Annotated in this window: 11 protein-coding genes and 3 tRNA genes; 6 read left to right on the plus strand and 8 right to left on the minus strand. The window is 36.0% G+C overall.

Annotated elements, in window-relative coordinates; translation table 11 throughout:
- Nucleotides 1-43 precede the first annotated feature (43 nt).
- From ACN0U3_RS12075 to ACN0U3_RS12085, 3 genes are all read left to right on the plus strand, one after another.
- Nucleotides 44-130: transfer RNA gene (locus tag ACN0U3_RS12075), tRNA-Ser, on the plus strand.
- 390 nt (nucleotides 131-520) lie between these two features.
- Nucleotides 521-595 (plus strand) — tRNA-Pro (locus ACN0U3_RS12080).
- A gap of 65 nt (nucleotides 596-660) precedes the next feature.
- Nucleotides 661-734 (plus strand) — tRNA-Arg (locus ACN0U3_RS12085).
- A 259-nt stretch (nucleotides 735-993) separates the two neighbouring features.
- On the opposite strand, the gene ACN0U3_RS12090 is transcribed toward ACN0U3_RS12085, so the two are convergent.
- From ACN0U3_RS12090 to ACN0U3_RS12105, 4 genes are all read right to left on the minus strand, one after another.
- Nucleotides 994-1,659, minus strand: a complete 666-nt coding sequence (locus tag ACN0U3_RS12090) for a peroxiredoxin (protein ID WP_417266420.1) — start codon at nucleotides 1,657-1,659, stop codon at nucleotides 994-996.
- A gap of 195 nt (nucleotides 1,660-1,854) precedes the next feature.
- Nucleotides 1,855-3,159 (minus strand): FAD-dependent oxidoreductase, encoded by a 1,305-nt coding sequence (locus ACN0U3_RS12095; protein ID WP_417266421.1) that lies wholly within the window; start codon nucleotides 3,157-3,159, stop codon nucleotides 1,855-1,857.
- Between the two features lie 162 nt (nucleotides 3,160-3,321).
- The gene (locus ACN0U3_RS12100) at nucleotides 3,322-5,274 is read right to left on the minus strand and encodes a M1 family aminopeptidase (protein WP_417266422.1); all 1,953 of its coding nucleotides are present in this window, start codon (nucleotides 5,272-5,274) and stop codon (nucleotides 3,322-3,324) included.
- A 169-nt stretch (nucleotides 5,275-5,443) separates the two neighbouring features.
- A complete protein-coding gene (locus tag ACN0U3_RS12105) occupies nucleotides 5,444-6,598 on the minus strand; it encodes a DUF748 domain-containing protein (RefSeq protein WP_417266423.1) in 1,155 nt (384 codons plus the stop codon).
- A gap of 305 nt (nucleotides 6,599-6,903) precedes the next feature.
- Here ACN0U3_RS12105 and ACN0U3_RS12110 point away from each other — a divergent pair, with 305 nt between their 5' ends.
- Nucleotides 6,904-7,749 (plus strand): DUF2911 domain-containing protein, encoded by an 846-nt coding sequence (locus ACN0U3_RS12110; protein WP_417266424.1) that lies wholly within the window; start codon nucleotides 6,904-6,906, stop codon nucleotides 7,747-7,749.
- 201 nt (nucleotides 7,750-7,950) lie between these two features.
- Here the strand turns inward: ACN0U3_RS12110 and ACN0U3_RS12115 are convergent, their stop codons facing one another.
- The 4 genes from ACN0U3_RS12115 to ACN0U3_RS12130 form a co-directional block, all read right to left on the minus strand.
- Nucleotides 7,951-9,417, minus strand: a complete 1,467-nt coding sequence (locus tag ACN0U3_RS12115; RefSeq protein ID WP_417266425.1) for a transporter substrate-binding domain-containing protein — start codon at nucleotides 9,415-9,417, stop codon at nucleotides 7,951-7,953.
- A gap of 82 nt (nucleotides 9,418-9,499) precedes the next feature.
- Nucleotides 9,500-10,060 carry an ACP phosphodiesterase gene (locus tag ACN0U3_RS12120; RefSeq protein WP_417266426.1) on the minus strand — a complete coding sequence of 187 codons (561 nt, stop codon included), beginning with the start codon at nucleotides 10,058-10,060 and terminating at the stop codon, nucleotides 9,500-9,502.
- A 52-nt stretch (nucleotides 10,061-10,112) separates the two neighbouring features.
- The gene (locus tag ACN0U3_RS12125) at nucleotides 10,113-11,117 is read right to left on the minus strand and encodes a PorP/SprF family type IX secretion system membrane protein (RefSeq protein WP_417266427.1); all 1,005 of its coding nucleotides are present in this window, start codon (nucleotides 11,115-11,117) and stop codon (nucleotides 10,113-10,115) included.
- A 7-nt stretch (nucleotides 11,118-11,124) separates the two neighbouring features.
- A complete protein-coding gene (locus ACN0U3_RS12130; RefSeq protein ID WP_417266428.1) occupies nucleotides 11,125-12,804 on the minus strand; it encodes a gliding motility-associated C-terminal domain-containing protein in 1,680 nt (559 codons plus the stop codon).
- A 186-nt stretch (nucleotides 12,805-12,990) separates the two neighbouring features.
- Here ACN0U3_RS12130 and ACN0U3_RS12135 point away from each other — a divergent pair, with 186 nt between their 5' ends.
- Nucleotides 12,991-13,572, plus strand: a complete 582-nt coding sequence (locus ACN0U3_RS12135) for a tRNA-(ms[2]io[6]A)-hydroxylase (RefSeq protein WP_417266429.1) — start codon at nucleotides 12,991-12,993, stop codon at nucleotides 13,570-13,572.
- Between the two features lie 78 nt (nucleotides 13,573-13,650).
- Nucleotides 13,651-16,614, plus strand: coding sequence for a YfhO family protein (locus ACN0U3_RS12140; RefSeq protein ID WP_417266430.1), 2,964 nt, complete (start codon nucleotides 13,651-13,653; stop codon nucleotides 16,612-16,614).
- Nucleotides 16,615-16,619: the final 5 nt, after the last annotated feature.

Here is a 16,619-nt window from a genome sequence, read left to right on the forward strand (position 1 = left end):
AGGGTAAAATATTCAAGCGGAATATTTTAATTGAAATAAAAACGGAGAGGTGGCTGAGTGGCTGAAAGCGGCACCCTGCTAAGGTGTTATACGGGCAACTGTATCGAGGGTTCGAATCCCTCTCTCTCCGCAATGGTATTCTACAACGGTAAGAGTTGGTAGAGGGATGAGAACCAAGGGTTCGAACCGGAACGAAGTGAAGCTCACGTAGCAAAGCTTTTTTACCCGTAGAAAGGTCGTAAAGATTAGACTTGTGAACAATTTTAATTCACATTAACAATATAGAAAAGTCTTGATTTTTAGTCTACTAAAAAATGATTAAAAAATAATTCAAAAAACTACTTGTTAACTAAAAAAGAGTTCTTATCTTTGCCGTCCGCAAAGGGTTCTGTAAAAGAAGCCGATTTGAAATAAACATTAAGAACTGAATCAATCGTAAGATTTTGAAGGGTTTTCAGTAAAGCGATACTGAAAGATAACTTAATGAAGAAATTGAAATAAAAACGAACTCATTTTAGTTCGGGGTGTAGCGTAGCCCGGTCATCGCGCCTGCTTTGGGAGCAGGAGGTCGCAGGTTCGAATCCTGCCACCCCGACAAGGGGATGATTCAGTTCATCCCCTTTTTTTGATTAAAAGTGTGTTTTGTACTAGGTTATACTAGGGCTCGTAGCTCAGCTGGATAGAGCACCTCCCTTCTAAGGAGGCGGTCAAAGGTTCGAATCCTTTCGGGCTCACTAAGAATAAAAGCTTTCCCGTAGGGAAGGCTTTTTTCGTTTTCCATAAGTCTGAGACTTTCGAATAAAGGTTCAAGACTTTACAAAACGAAAAAAGTCTAACGCTTCGAGGAAGCGTAAAGCTTTTATTCGGACACATCGACAGGCTCAATGCGGCGCTTCGGCGTCAAAGAGGATCTACAATCCTTATTTTCAAAATCGTTAACAATAAAAAAGCCTTCATGTCAATGAAGGCCTTTCAAACATTCTATGAAGACTGTTAAATACTTTTCTTAGCTAAGTACCAAGTCGTCTTTTCAAGCGTATCATCATCTAGTCTTTCGTTCAATGCATCCAATGTACTAGGCGCAGGAACAATTACTTTGTCACCACGTTTCCAATCCAATGGCATTGCAACCTTGTGTTTGTCTGACATTTGTAGGGCTTCCAACGATCGTAAAATTTCGTCCATGTTACGGCCCACATTTAAGGGGTAATACATAATCAAACGAATTTTCTTTTCAGGATCAATAAAGAACACCGCTCTAACTGCTGCTGTTTCACTTTCATTTGGTTGTAACATTCCATAAAGTTTAGAAACATTCATGTCAATGTCAGCAATTATCGGAAAGTCGAAATAAACTCCAGTATTTTTTCTAACGTTTTGTACCCAACCTAGATGCGAATGAATACTGTCAATACTCAACCCTAATAGTTCAGTGTTCATAGCATCGAATTCTGGTTTTCTAATTGCGAATCCACTCATTTCTGTAGTACATACAGGAGTGAAGTCGGCAGGGTGAGAGAACATCACAATCCATTTGTCCTTTGCGAATTCAGACATTTTCATTTTTCCTTTTGTAGTTACCGCTTCAAAGTCTGGTGCAACATCTCCAATTCTTGGCATTGGATAAACTTTTTCTACACACTCTTCTTGATTTTCCATCTTTATATATTTTTTAGTTATTTATATTTCTGTTACTGACAAGGTACGGACTTATACTCGCTTGTGCTGCTACTAATGTTACATAGGAATTATGATTTATACTAAATTAGTAGTTTGGAAAGGAACTCATCTCAAAACATGGCAGACTAATGTTTTATCCCGTTAATTATATTCCAAAGTCAAATGATTTTTGCTTTACACGTTTTTTCCTTTCATCATTCCTTTCCAATAAAGCATTGGTAGCATATACTTTTTAAACATCCATAACCTCCAATGCTCCTTTGAACTATCCTTAATAAGCATGTATTTTAGTTTTGGATCAGGAGTAAACTTTCCAGTATAATCGAATTCAGCAAGGACCATCTTCCCATAGTCAGTGACTAAAGGACAAGACGAATACCCATTGTATGAAAGTGAACCTATTTTATTTCTTTCCCTTAGGTTTACAATGTTATCAATAACAATAGGTACTTGTTTACGAATAGCAGCACCTGTTTTAGCCGTAGGTAATGCCGCTACATCTCCTAAACTAAATATGTTCGGATACTTCTTGTGTTGTAGGGTATTTATATCAACGTCGACCCAACCTGCATCATTGACTAAATCAGAATCTCTTATGAATTTTGGAGCAACAGATGGCGGTGCGGTATGTAACATATCGTAATGTATTCCATATAATCCATCTTTTTTACTGACTTTTACATTTTTGTAGTTGTATTGAAAGTCTTCATCTAAACACTTCTCATCTTCGCCTGACATTATAATACATCCTCCTGACTTGATGTCTTTTGTTAATTCATACCAAGCAATTTTATTTTCACCATCAACTTTCACTAATTTATGATTAAATCTTAGGTTGATGTCTTTGCGTTCAACCACTTTCATTAGTGTTTCTGCAATTTCCTTTGTTCCAAAAATAACGGTTCCAGAAGTAGCAAAAACTACTTCAGTATCTAAACGCACTTTATTCTTTTTCCAATAGTCCTCGGCCAAGTACATTATTTTTTGAGGTGCACCCCCACATTTTATTGGTGTTGCAGGTTGAGTAAATAAAGCTGTTCCTCCTTTAAAGTTTTTTACGACATCCCATGTGTGTTTAGGATCTGTATAATTGCTACAAACCACTCCTTTGTCTATTGCTTCTCCTAAACCCGGAACCAAACTGAAATCATAGCTCAAACCAACAGCTACTACTAAATAATCATAAGTGATAAGGCCTGACTTATCAGTATGAACACTATTTTTATCTGCTTCAAAACTTATTGCCTTGTCCTTGATCCATGTAGTTCCTTTAGGAATCATTTCTGACATAGGTTTCTTTGTTTTATCATAATCATAAGTACCTGCTCCAACAAGTGTAAATGCGGGCTGATAAAAATGCGTTTCAGCAGGTTCAATTATAGCCACACTATTTGATTTGTTTTGTCTAAGCAATTGTGCAGCTGTCATAATACCAGCGGTTCCACCTCCTATAATTAAAACTTCATAATGATTTGTCATAGCGTTCTTTGGTTAATGTTTTATGACATAAACATAGGCGTAATTAGTTTCAAACTAGGTGACTAATGTTACGTTTTAACGAACCATATTTACATATTGCTTTGTTTTTAGCTACATGATTTACAAACAAATCAATAGTTTTGTGTAGATATAAGGTGGCTTTTAATTAACAACGATCGTCTTCACCCATTGACGACCATCAGTAGAGGTGATTTTTACGATATAATATCCAGCGTCGACGGAGTCTAGGTTAACAGAAGTTTTTGCATTGAACTTTGTTTCAAACACTACCTTACCATGGGAAGTTAATACCTGCACGCTTTTATCAGTGTGGTCATCCATTATGATATTGAACTGATCTGAAGTAGGATTGGGGAAAACATTTAATTTGACAGTTGATTCCTGTTTTTGAACGGAAGTATAGTTAGGGTCGTAAAGCACTGTCCCAACCTCGTTTATAATCCAGTTGTTTGGGTCAATTTCAGCTGTTGTGCCAGTCGCTCCAAAGTCGGGAATAACAACATAATCATTGTTTCCAACGATATCGACTCTAATTGTGGTGTCTGGAAGATTTAATCGTTCAAATTTAATTTCAAGAGGATTCGTAAAAGTAGGAGTATCACCTAGATTCCAATGGCTTATATTGAAGTACAAATCCTCACCAATTGAATTCCATCTTAAAGAATACTTTGGATAACCTTCTCCGAAATACCATTGGTCAAATGCATCATCAAAGTCGATCGATGAAACTGCTTCAAGGTGATTTTTAATATCAAGACCTACTGCTACACTGTCTTTAAATTCATCTTGAAAGTTTCGAAGTGCTAGAAAAAATAAGGAGTCATCATTCATGATAAATCGCAATGTATGAACAAATGCAGCCCCTTTATCATAGGTCAATCGGCCATTGAAAATTGAGTATTCACTTAGGCTGTCTGTTACCCAAATACTTCCATATGGTATTGCCATTACATCGGTGTGAATATCTTCCATTTCTGTTGCTGCTTCTGTTGGAAATAAGTTTTCTAACATTAAATATGCAGCATACGATGCGAATCCTTCATTCACCCATATGTCAGACCAGGAAGCACAAGTAACATTGTTTCCCCACCATTGGTGTCCTAATTCATGCGCTGTAAGTCCTTTGTTAAAATTCCCTTGTGTAGTCATCGTTTGATGCTCCATTCCGCCTTCAAGAGGAGCTAAGCAATGTCCGTATTTTTCATCATCGAAAGGATAAGGCCCAAATAATTCAGCAAATAGCTCCATCATATCAACTGTTAGGTCTATTTCGCCTAAATAGGAGGGGAAGGATGACGGGTTGTCATAGATGTAATTTTGTATTAATACAGGATTTACAGACCCTACTGGATTTGCAAATATATTGTATTCGTAGTATTCAGCTACAGCAACCGAAATTAGATAATAAGCAATTGGATGTCTATGAAACCACTCATACCGTGAAGTTCCGTCCCCTAAGTCAACCACATTTTCTAGCAATCCATTCGAACCTGCTTTACATGTATTGGGAACCGTAATTTTAACGGAAACACTATCTGCTTTATCTCGCAAATCTTGTTTACATGGAAACCATTCATAGGCTGAAAACGGTTCAGATAAAGACCAAGTTACTTTGTGGCCCCCTGCAGAGGTGGCATTTGACATTCCAGAACCACCAAATTGAACCTGTGAGGTGAAGGGTGGAGTACCTGCATAATCAATTGCTATAACAAATTGATCTCCCGTGTTAAGGTTTACGGGTATTTTGAGTAAGGATACGTCATGGACAAAAACACTAGAAGTACCGTCAATACGAACATCAGAAATGTTTAGTCCACTATAGAGTTCCAAAATAACTGTATCCAGATTTTCTTTTACTTTTCCATGAATTTTCACTGTTCCATCTATTTCTGTAGAAAGGTTATCCATTGTTAAATCTAATGCGTAAAAATGAACATCATAGAGCTTGGATTTGGCAATTTGCTGTAGATTTAAATTTGGACTTTTTAATTGTGAGTGCGTAAAAGCAGTTCTTTTTGCACAATGAATTCTGTCTTCTTGGGCGTGTGTTAAAAAGCAAGAAAGTATAAAAATAGGGAATAGTAAATAGCGCATATTGATTGGTTCTTAAATTATAGAGTAAAATTATAGTATTTTAGAGTAGATATTCTAAATCTCAAAAGGTGTTTTAAGGAATTATAAACAGGTCTAGCATTAAAACGCTTGATTTTTAGAATTAGGCATGATGAGCAGTAAAGCAGTAAATTCTCATTAATAGAATTATTTACTCTTTGTCTTTATTGCTAAATAACCCTTTAAACTTTTCCCAGAAGTCTTTTTCATTTTGTTCTTTCGAAATATCGTTAAGACTTATTGTGTTGTCTATTTCAGCCTCATATGCTTTAATAAAAGCGTTTCTGAAAATATTGATAATTGTGGCGCCTATTTCGACTTTTGGATCATCTATATTACCAGATATAGGAATTTTAGTACCTGACTTGTCGTGACGAATATTCTTTGTGATATTAAATGCTAAACCAACAAATGCTTGCCAAAAACCATTAAGAGCAGGGGGGTCTTCTTTAAAATTAAGTACTTTTACTTCCTTTAAAATAGGTTTAACATAACCTTTTGCTTCTCCGTCCAACATTGCAAATTCAGATGCCACTGCGAAATTACCTTTTTCGAAATCGAAATTCGCGTAAGCTTCAGTGAAAGCATTTAACTCAGTTAAATCTACATCCTTTATATTGATGTCTAAATCCAGATCAGGTAAATCTTTTAAAATGTTTAAACCACCAGCTATGTGCAGATTCCCTTTGTTTAATACTTTTGAGGTGAGCAATAATTGAGACGGCAATGCTTCCTTAATGTCCGTTGAATTAGTCAAGTTTTCAACTTTTAATTGAAGTTGGGTTAGTTTTAAATTAACTGGCGGATCTGAAACCATGTTTTCAAATTCAATTTGACCATTGTTGATGACAAAACGGTTTATTTTTAAAGGAATAAAATCTATAATGGGCTCAACCCAAGAAGCATCACCTGCTTGTTCTTCCTCTTCTGAATTTCCATCTGCGAAATAAAGTTCAAGTTGATCTAAAATGACTTCGCTTACAATCGACCCATAGAATATTGCTCTCCATTCTACAGATATATCAGCATTTTTACAGTAAACAAAAGGTTTGGTAACCGCATTTTCAGTAATTTTTATTTCAAAGTCCTGTAAAACCATCGCTCCTCTGAACAAAGCTAAATCTAAATCCCCCAAAGTACATTGATAACCTTCAACCTCATTTACCGCAGCGACCAATCTATCTTTTAAAAAGTAAGGAAGCCAAACTCTAACACCAATTAAAATTAGAATAAACACCAGAAATACTGTTCTTCGTCTTCTTTTCTTTTTACTTTTTGGAATTAAAATTTCTATTAAGCTTTTCATAGTGTTTGTTTCTGGTTTGATAAATACTTTATGCTAAAAATAAGGTATAGTATTTTACATAGCTATTGATCACCACTTTTGATGATTTGAACAGCTTCTTTTAAATATATGGAGTTTTAGGGGGTTAACAAATGTCAAGATTAGATTTAACACTTTTTACAGCTTTTGAAATTATGTATAAGCTTCATCTTATCAGGGCAATATAGACTTGTACTGATTTATGTATTCAGCTTATATTGGGAATAGAGGTTCAAGTTTAGCTTAGTTGTATATGAATCTCTATATTTGTGTAAAAATTATAATATATGAAAAAGACATTGTTTTTATTGAGTGGCTTAATGATTGGTTTAGCAACTACAGCACAAGTTAAGACCCCTCAATTAAGTCCTGCAGCAGAGATTGAACAAACTGTTGGATTGACAGAATTTGAGGTTGAGTACGCTCGACCTTCGTTAAGAGGAAGAGACCTACACAAAGAGATTCTTCCTTATGGAGAAGCTTGGCGATTTGGAGCGAATAAAAATTCTACCCTATCTTTTAATACAGCCATTAACTTTGGTGGTGTTGATGTAAAGCCTGGGAAATATGCAATGTATGCTGTACCAGGAGAAGGTGAATGGAAGATTACATTGTACAATGAAACAAGTAACTGGGGACTTCCTAGGAAATGGGAGGATTCAAAAGTTGTAGCTGAAGTTAAGGTTCCTGTTCAAAAGAATGAAAAATCCGTTGAAACATTTACTATTTCTTTTGCTAATTTAAACATCAATCATTTTGATTTGGTGGTTGAGTGGGAACATACAGTTTTACCGATTAAGGTGAAATTACCTACTAAAGAATTGACTATCGCTTCCATTAAGAAAGGGATGAAGGGAAAGCCAACAGAGCGCGAGTTTTACGATGCAGCAAGTTATTACGTAAGTGAAAACATCGAGTTGGATGATGCATTAATTTATGTAAATAAAGCCATTGAAATGAACGGTGATGCTCCATTTTATTACATCCATAAGAAAGCGAATATTCTTAAAGCGTTAGGGAAAAACAAAGAAGCAATTGATGCTGCTAAGTTGTCTCTGGAGAAGTCTAAAAAGGCTGGGAACAATGACTATGTTAGAATGAACGAAGCATTGATTAAAGAATTGAGCAAGTAATTCTTCTTTTATAAAATTGAACGGGTGCCTTTTTTGAAGGGGCCCGTTTTTTTTGTTTTTATGGATTATTATACCTTACCTGACTCCTTTGTTTTTGTTGTCATGAAAACTGAAACTAATCGTCACTTTATAATTTCTTAGATCGTCATGTAATCCCTGTTTTACAGTAGGGAACATGAAAAGAAAGATTGGGTCAATCGGTTAAATCTCTTCAGGGAAGGCGGTTTTGTATTCAGTATATCGAATAAATATTGAACGGACGTAATTGTAGGTTTCAGAACCTCTCATGTAGCCATAATAGGCCACAGGGTCATGGTAGTATTTAGGCTCAGATAGTTTCTTGATAAAAACCTCTACGTTGTCATCCCAAACCAATGGGTCTTTTCCATATTTCTTAGCCAATCTTTGAGCATCTAATACGTGCCCAAGTCCTGCGTTATACGTCGCAAATGTGAATTTAATACGTTGTATAGAATCAGGTATAGATTTCCAGTCTCTAAAATTCCTGACGATTTTTCTAATTCCTCCATCAATTTGAACAGCAGGAGGGGAGTCAGGATAAACACCATAAGTTGGACCTACAGTAGGCATAAATTGCATCAAGCCATAAGCTCCTGCCCAAGATTCTTGGTTTAACTGAAATTTTGATTCTTGATAAATAAGGGCAGAGATTAACCTCCAGTCCCAACCATATTTTCCTGCCACACTTTTTACAATATCGTCATAGGGCGAAATCTTAGAACCTTTAATTGAAGAGTATTCACTTTTAGCTCTTGTCGAATACATCGAAATATTGAGGTATTTGTGTTTAATGTAATTAAACGTAGAGGTTTTCATGAAATCATCTAGCCATGCATCAAGTCTTTTTCTCAACAGTGGACTTTGTTTTCTGACACCAAAAGCAATTTTTTGCTTTACACTAATTTCCAATTCAGTGTCAATATTTTCATAGTAGCGTTTATTCATCATCGCTACATTTTCATCTACCACTGTATAATCAATGAAACCTTTGTCGACCATCTCAATGGCATCTTCAGGAATAACATTTCCATCAAGTGGCATAAGTACAATCGTATCTCCTAATTCATTTTGAAGATTGATTAAGCGATCGTAATAGCTTGAATTTTTCCAAACATGAATAGTCTTTCGTGAGAGTTGAGCAGGGTCACGAATTAATTCTTTTTCCCAATCTTTTTTTCTCCTTGATTTCCAGTCTGATGGTTTTCTTTGCACCAAGACTTGAGAGGTCCTCATGATGGGTTGAGAAAAATCCACATGACTTCTTCTGTCTTTGGTTACTGTGAAATTACAAGCTATGATGTCTCCTTCTCCATTGTTTAGCTTAGTGATCATGCTGTCAAGATCCTTGACCACTTTGATTTCTAACTTAACACCAATTTCTTTGGCAAATTGATTTAGAATTTCATATTCCAAACCCATTTTCTGACCTCGATAAATAAAGTAGCTTGTTGCACTGTTTTCTGCAAGAACTGTCAGTTTGTTGTTTTTTAGAATTTCTCCTAAATCATCTTGTTCTTTGACCATCACTTTACCAACTACTCCCTTGTCTTTCTCTTTGCGAGTTGAATTCTGACAAGCGAAGGTACAGCACAGCAGGATGCATGAAAGCATCACAGTTGGCGAAAGAAGTTTGAATTTGTTGGTCAAAGTAATAATTTGTTTTTTTAAATATAGTAAAAAAAATAATATATACCGATTCTATTTTCTAATTGTAGGAATAGGGCACAGCTTATAAAGCAGGAGCATTAATTTTAAATTTTTTTATTGCATCTGTCATGTAGTCATCAAAAGTTGCACTAATTTCTTTTTCATGTTGATGAAAAACAGCTACAGCTTCGAATAAGTTATTGGGGAAGGATAATCTTTTTGAAAGACCAGTTGAAGCGAACGCTAATCCTTCTATTTCAACATATCTTTTTATGATGTTTTTTTCATTTATTATGCGCAATAGATGAATAAAAGATTGAGGATAAGCAAACCCTTTTTCTTTGTAAGTGAGGTGATTTGGATTTAAAGCATAGCTTAAAAAAGAGTCAATATAATCAAACAGGTTTTTATTGTGATAAAATTTCCATTGCTTGGCCAACAGATGATCAAAGTAAAGGTCTATGGCTATACCTGCAATCTTAGGAAGATCTTTATAGAGCATCAGCCTTAATTCTGTAACCTTAGGGTGGTGATCTACATAATCATCAATCTGACGGTGTAATAAAACCCCCCTTTGAACGTCCTCTGGTAAATAAGTATAGTCCTTTCCTTTAACGAAATCACCGAATAAGTTCGCTAACATAAGCGAAGGTTCGTCTTTAGAAAAGAACAAGTGGCCTAGATAATTCAATGGCTTAGTAAATATATCTTCCTTTTTTGTTTAACATAAGGTCATAAACAAACGCTACTTCAAAACCACCAATGCTTTTCGATGCAGGTAGCATAGAGTTAATATTTGAATCATATGAAGCAGCAACAGTCATCCCTTTAAAGGAGAATTGAAAATTAACCACTATGGCATCTCTTAACCTGTGGTAAACTCCAAAAGAAAAAATCGTTGGTGTATAAAACAGAGTTCGAAGTGAAGGTTCTTGCAGGTAAAAATCAAAATTAGAACCAAAAAGAATATTTTGATTAGGTCCTTGGAACATGGCCAAAATCTGTGGTGATATTCCAAAAGTACTCAATTCAAATTTGTGTCTCATACCAAATTGACCTGTATAACGCATATACATTTTGTCTTGCATATTGAAACTGATTTCTGGTTGTAAAATATGATTTGCGGATACACCAAAATAAATCTTGTTTGTATTTGTAGATTGAAACTTGTAAAAAAGTCCAGCGCCTAAATCAAAATTAGCTGCAGATGAATTGGCTACACCAGGTGCAATAGTTTGGTCAAATTCATAACCATTCCATTGACTTTCCCACGTTAAGTTACCACTTCCTAAAGTACGTTGATACATTCCCGGGGAAACACCTAAAGAAAGTGAATTACGTTCATTCATGTAAATATGATAGGCAATAGGTACAGCAATGTTGTTTACCATATATCTTCCATCACCGCTCATGTCATTGATTACAGAAGCACCCACTCCAAAATACCCTTTTTTACGTGTGCTAGTAGAATTAAACAATTTAATTTCACCAGATGCAGAGATGGTTTGAAAAGGCTTGTCAGATACAGTGAAGTATTGATACCTAAAATTAGCAAAGACTTTAATGTCATTGTCATTTGTACCCACTGCAGCTGGATTATGTTGCATATTATTCAATGAAAACATGCTGAAGTTTTTCCCTTGTTGAGCTGAAGCAACAAAGCAAAAGAATAATGCGATTGATAATAGTATTGGTTTCATTTTCATCTTATTTTACTAGTGTTATGTTCCCCGATTTTGTTCCGTTTGTCCCGTCGATTAGACTATATTCTAAGGTGTAAACGAAAACGCCTTGATTCAATTCTTCTCCGTTCATTGTTCCATCCCAACCTTCTTCAATATCAGTTGATGAGAAAACAAGTTGACCATATCGGTTGAATATTCTAAAATCGATACTTGTAATTCCTATTCCTAAAACATGTACGAAATCATTCGATCCATCACCATTGGGAGAGAATGCACTTGGAACTTCGACAATTTCTTCAAAATTTACCATGACAAGCACGGTATCTCTACCAATACATCCATTGGCCCCAATTAAAGAAGGGTAATATGTTGTCGTAATTAAAGGGGTAGCAGTAACTTCAAGACAAGTTGGACAATCAACCGTCTCTTCAGGGTCCCAGAACAATATTCCAGGATCAATTGGTTCGGCAAGTAAAACAGCGGCACCACCAATATCAATTAATGTATCACCATATCCATTGATTTCTGGTAAATCCATTACAGTAACTGAGTTAATAATTTGGTCGGTACCAGAACCATTGGTCACCGTTAAGGTAACGTCAAATACACCTACACTATCGAAGCAAATGTTTGTGGGGTTTTGTGCAGTTGATGTTGAAGGCTCTGCACCTTGGAAAGACCAAGACCATGAGGTGGGATCTCCAGTGGATAAATCAGTAAATGAAATACAATCACCTTTACAAACCACCATAGTATCAACTGAAAACGCAGCCGTTGGACCACCTGTGCATGTGCTCACCATAATTTGGTAGGTTACATTGTCTGTTCCGTTATCATCAGTGATAGAAAGAGTAACATCATAGGTTCCAGCAGTAGGATAACAAATGTTGGTTGGATTTTGGTCTGTAGAAGTTGGAGTAGTGGCCCCATTAAAAGTCCAATTCCATGCAGAAATATTTGTCCCTACAGAGGCGTCATTAAAATTAATGCAATCATTTACACAAATGTTAAAACTTGGGGTAGTAAAGTCTGCCGTGGTTGTTCCCGCAACAGCATTCGAATATAACCTTAAATCATTTACTGCAAATGAAGGGTCAGTTCCTGTGGCATTGTTGTCGTTTCTCCAATTAAAAGCAAATCTTAGGTCAGCTTGATTTTCAGCACCAACAGGAAGTAGTACTGATTCTTCTTTCCATTCTCCTTGTCCGGTACCACAAACGTTTCCTGGAGTTTGTGACCAAATAGAAGTCCAACTTGTCCCACCGTCCACACTGTATTCTAATTCAGCATAGTCAGCATTTGCTTCACCTACACCGATCCAATCAAAAACCAATTCGAGTTGTGTTTCTCCGGTAGTAACAACAGGCGCAACAAGTGCTGCACGGATATTGGTTTCTGCAGGTTGTCCAAACATTCCGTCATCACCAGCGAAATATATAGCCCCAGTTCCCGGGCACGTGACTCCTTGACAAGTAACATGTAGTGTTTTGTTCCCATTACTCGCCATACCACATCCAGGAGGTGTTACTCCACCTTCAGCATCTGAAATTTCCCAGATGTTTGCATTAATATCATTGTTTCCTGTTTGTAGGGTTAGATCCCAATTCGCAGCCGTAGCTTCAAAGTCATCACTCCACAATAAGGATTGACCGTAGCCGATTGAATAGATCAGGATAGATATAAGAAGTAGTGTATATTTCATAACTTAATTTCGTTTTATGATTTGCAGTAATACATCAAAATTAATCAAAATTACTTCAAGTCAAGAAGAAAAAATGATTTCTTTAAACAATAGTTATTAGATCAATTCCTAAATCGATGATTTTCATCAATTCTACTTGATAATTGATAGGCAAAATCTATTTTTGTTGAAAATAAAATGAGTTCTATGTTAGGATTAAAGTTACCAACAGACCCAAGATGGGTTGATATTGTTGAGAAAAATATTGAAGAGATATTAACGGATCACGCCTATTGCGAACAAAAAGCAGCAACCAATGCAATTACTGTTATTGTAAACTTTCCCGAGTATCCAGATGTGGTGGAGGCTATGGCTGAATTAGTTAAGGAAGAGATCGAACATTTTCAAATGGTCCATAATGAGCTCTTAAAAAGAGGGTACCAATTAGGAAGAGAACGCAAAGACGAATACATTCATGATTTGTTGGCATTCCTGAAAAAAGGAGGGAGTAGGGAACAACAGTTTGTAGAGAAAATGCTGTTTGGAGCCATGGTTGAAGCCCGTAGTTGTGAGCGATTCAGGTTGCTTTCTGAGAATATATCTGATCCAGAGCTGCGTGTTTTTTACCGAGAATTGATGGAAAGTGAAGCGCGTCACTATGTGATGTTCCTCAATTTTGCCAAGAAGCATGCAACTACAATTGATGTTGATCAAAGATGGAAAGATTTCCTACAATATGAAGCTACGCTGATGGATAAATATGGAAAGAAAGAAACCATTCACGGGTAAATTTCCATTGCTTACATTTATAATTCACTACTTTAATTATATTTACAATTTACAAATCAAAGGAGAAACCTCGAAAGAATGAGAAATATCAATATAAAACAACTGTTCAAAAAGAATTGGATTCATTTTTTAGCAATTGCATTATTTATCGTTACAACTTTAATCTATTTCCAACCCCAATTTTCTGGATACAGCCTAAAACAACACGATATTGAGCAGTTTAAAGGAATGTCTAATGAAATCAATCACTTTAGAGAAGTGAATGAGGAAGAACCTTTATGGACAAACTCAATGTTTGGAGGAATGCCTACCTACCAAATTTCGACAAAATATGATGGAAATCTGTTGAGAAATGTATACAAAGGCTTCCAACTTTGGATGAGCTCTCCAGCAGGAATGTTCTTTGCCTACTTACTTGGGTTTTATATCATGTTATTGTGCATGAAAGTCAATCCTAAAGTAGCCATTTTAGGAGCTTTTGCCTTTGCTTTCTCTTCTTATTATATCATTATTCTTCAAGCAGGACACAACACTAAAGCTGCTGCAATAGGACTTGCACCCCCTGTAATAGGAGCCTTTTATATGGCCTATCGTCACCAATTGAAATGGGGACTGCTGCTTTCGGCTTTGTTTATGACATTAGAACTGATTGCCAATCATGTCCAGGTGACCTATTATATGGGAATCGTTCTTGTTTTTCTCGGAATAGGTGAATTTATTCGATACATAAAAGAAAAGCAATTGATGCGATTCTTAAAAGTGACAGGAGGACTTTTGGTGGCCTATTTATTTGCTTTAGGAATGAACTATGGAAACTTAGCCTTAACCAATGATTATTCAAAGTACACCATACGAGGAGGAAATGACATTACTATTGGAGTAGACGGAACATCAACTGAAAATATTGCAACTTCAGGGTTAGATAAAGATTATATTACCCAATGGAGTTATGGAATTAAAGAGTCAATGACTTTACTTTCTCCAAATATTCATGGAGGAGCAAGTAGTGCGCTTGGAAATAGTCAATTTTCTGATTTATTGAGAACACCGGAAATGCGCTCTAAGGCGACTTTAGTTGCTCAAAACAATATTTATTGGGGAGATCAGCCTTTTGTTTCTGGACCTGTTTATCTAGGAATCATTGTGTTTTTCCTTGCTATATTAGGAATGATTTATCTTCGAGGTACGATGAAATGGGCCCTTTTTAGTGCAACAATTTTAGCCTTAATGCTCTCTTGGGGAAAAAACTTTATGGGACTTACAGACTTCTTTATTGAGCATGTTCCTTTCTACAATAAATTTAGGGCCGTTACCATTGTACTTGCTGTCGTGGAGCTTACCGTTCCTTTGGTCGCTGTCCTTTTCTTGAATCGTTTGTTTAAACAAAGAGAGGAAATTAAAAAGAACATCAAACCATTTTATATTGCCTCAGGAGTAACCTTAGGATTGCTTGTTCTATTGACATTTACTGGATTAGGCGACGGTTATTTATCGCAACAAGAAAGTGAAGTGGTGTATGGATATGAAGATCAAGTTAGGGCGCAATTGGCCAACGAAGATCCACAGCTATTAATGGAAAACGGGATAGACATTAATAATCCGCAACAAGTTCAACAAATCGTTGATCAACAAATGAAACGAGTAAACGATCAGTTTGATGCGCTTGTGGATGTTAGAAAATCAATTTATCAGTCCAGTATGTTGCGTTCAATTTTGTTCTTAATTGTCGGGATATTGTTGGTTTGGTTGTACTTGATGAAGCCTGTCCGTAAGGAATATATTCTTGGAGGGTTGTTTGTTTTTATTCTTATTGATTTGGTTTCTGTCGACATCAATTACCTTAATAACAAGAAATCTGATGGACGTAACTATGATTATTGGGCTGAAAATGCAAAGAACGACTTTCCTGTTGCTGCAACACAAGCTGATAAGAAAATTCTTGAATTGGAAACCAAAAATAATCCAGAATTGAAAAAGTTGGTGGATAATGTTAAGGTGAATAGTGGAAACGAAAGAGGACGTGTGAATCCAGATGAATTGTGGTTGAAAAAACTTCAAACACTTGGTGCAGCAACAAATTACCGTGTCTATGAACCTGCTATTGGATTTAATAGTTCGAGAGCTTCCTACTTTCATAAAGCCATTAATGGATATCATGGAGCGAAGTTAAGACGTATTCAGAATGTTAAAGATTTCCATATTAATTACAATAATATGGCCGTTTTCAATATGTTGAATGTGAAATATTTTATTCAAGGAAATGAAGCCAGAACTAATCCCGGAGCTTTAGGAAATGCGTGGTTAGTGAAAGAAGTGAATGTTCAAGCTTCACCGAATATGGAGATCCTTTCATTAGGAAACTTGTTTTTGATAGAAAATAAATCACAAAACCAGTTGTTGGTCAACAATTCAGAAAAGAAAACAGATACCATTACTGGAAGAGAGCAAATTGTGTTGCTAGCAGGTGATTCAATTAGTTTAGACTTGATGCCAGTAATTAGGTCAGGCATGAATTCAAGTTTTGTGCAGGATGTGAACGGACAAACCAATTGGATACCAAATGCTGAATTAGCAAAAGACACATTGGGGAGTTTTACTACTCTTGTAAGTGTGCAATCGATTCATAATTTTGACCCTAAAAATGAAGTTATAGTAGGAGAAGCGGTAGCAAATAACTTGTCTTCGTTAACCTATAGTGGAGAAGGAAGCATTGAAATGACTTCTTATGCGCCTAATGCATTGAGTTATCAGGTAAACGTTGAAGAGCAACAATTTGCAGTGTTCTCAGAGGTTTATTATCCAGAGGGATGGAATGCCTACATAGATGGGGAATTGGTTGATATTGAAAGGGTCAACTACTTGCTCAGAGGAATTGAACTTCCTGCAGGGAATTACACTTTAGAAATGCGATTTGAAGTGCCTAAATTTAAAACAGCAAACAATATTGCATTAGCAGGATCGATTCTATTGTTCATTTTAATAGGAGGATTTTTCTTTAAGGATTTCTTGATGAAAAAAGAAGATGAAGTTGCTACTGAATAAAACAA

Source organism: Brumimicrobium sp. (assembly GCF_048268645.1).
In the GTDB taxonomy this organism is placed as follows: domain Bacteria; phylum Bacteroidota; class Bacteroidia; order Flavobacteriales_D; family Crocinitomicaceae; genus Brumimicrobium; species Brumimicrobium ulvae.